Annotated in this window: 1 protein-coding gene; it reads left to right on the plus strand. The window is 58.4% G+C overall.

The genetic code is table 11. The features are described from left to right. Nucleotides 1–530: 530 nt before the first annotated feature. The coding region (locus NW863_RS07455; RefSeq protein ID WP_414365600.1) for a hypothetical protein at nt 531–1,621 on the plus strand (1,091 nt) is incomplete at its 3' end.

The following is a 1,621-nucleotide window of genomic DNA, read 5'->3' on the forward strand; positions in this document are numbered from 1 at the left end:
GTGGGGGCCACGGCCACGGGAGGAGGCGTGGATCCATTGGCGGTCAAGAGGGGTGGCAAGCCGCCCGTGGTCTCGCTGCTGCAGGCAGTAGCGAGCACCAGCGAAGCCCAAGTTGCCAGAAGGGAAAGGCCGCCACGGCCAGGGCCTGAGCCAGAACGTCGTTTCATCGGGGAATTCTCCACTCACTCACACCACAGCAAATCTTTCCAACAGCGCCCAGCCGGGATCCACTGAATCTGCCCCTATGCATGGGCAAGATTATGAGGGATCCCGTTTCAAAGGCGGATGCCTGCTGTTAGTTCTACTGCATCTTGGGGCGTTGTCAAGCAAGCGGCAAAGCAAATCCAAGAAATTTTTTTGGAAATGGTTCATCCCCTAGATATGGGGTATCATAGCCTCGAGCAGGGGCGGCCAGCTTACCTGTAGCGTTGGGGTTGGGTGCCTTTTCCTCCATTTTGTGTGTGGATTTCCCCAGATTAGGGTGTGTGAGGCAGTGCCGTATGAACTTCAAAGGTCGCTCATTGGCAGTTTTGTGTGGAGTCTTACTTCTAGGCGGCTGCGGTCAAATTGACGAATCCCCCGCCTTGCCGGGGCCTGTCCAGGTGGATCCCACGGCGTTTGTCTCGGCGCAGGAGTACCGCTTTACCCCCGGCTCAGTGCTGGAGACCACCAGCTTGAGGCTGGACTACATCAACCCAAAGTTTGACAACGGGATCCCTGTGCGGAACAGCGGCTTTCAAGGCAGTGGAGAAGCCCGCATTACCAACGTAGAGGCCCGCATTCTGCCGGTCAATGAGATCCCAGCCAATGAACTGACAATTGACTCAACCCTTCGCTCCAGCACACTGGCCCTCCAGATTGCCCGAACCACGCCGCTGGTAAATCTCATCGCCTTCGGCCCCAACGACGGCAGGCTATCTACGCAATTCAGCATTGCCGGCCTGGTTGCCCTTTCGACAAACCCCAACGACCAGCGCATTCGAGTCAACACAACCTTTAGAGCTGCCGATCCGGATACGGAAACTGTTTTAACTTTAACCGTGCGCCGCATCTTGGTTAGCCGCAATGGCAACCAAGTCGTCTTAGAGGGAGATTCTTCTCTCATTGTCCCCACCGTGGGAGTACTCTATGAAGATCCCGGCCCTAATGGCAACCCACCGGCAGGATCCTTTGTCAATCCTCCCCCACCTCAAGGGCCTGTCACTGCCATCCTGCAAACCGGCAGCTTCTCCGCCAGCTTTGTGGTGCGGCAGCGGGGCGTGGCCGGCGATGGCACTCCTGAAGATGCCCTGGCTCTCTTTGCTCGCCTGAACTTCCGGCCCAACCAGGCGGAGATCGTCTATCGTCCCGCCCAGGTGGGTACCCAGTCGGTGCTATTTGCCCCGGATCCCACTCGTCCGAACATTCTGCCCAACCAGTTGGTACGCATCCGGCGTCTGCTGAACGGTCGGGTACAAGCGGAGTTTGACCCGGCCAATGTCAGCACAGTCCTCAACTTTGTCCAGGTCAGCCCGCCGCCACGACCTTTCCCCACGCCGATCCCGCAGTTGCCCGTCCCTGAGCGTCCGGGTGCTCCTACGGCCTTTGACTACTTTTTCTCCCTGCGCACCGAGCGCTCTAC

This window comes from Synechococcus sp. B60.1, from assembly GCF_047462555.1.
Lineage (GTDB): Bacteria > Cyanobacteriota > Cyanobacteriia > Thermostichales > Thermostichaceae > Thermostichus.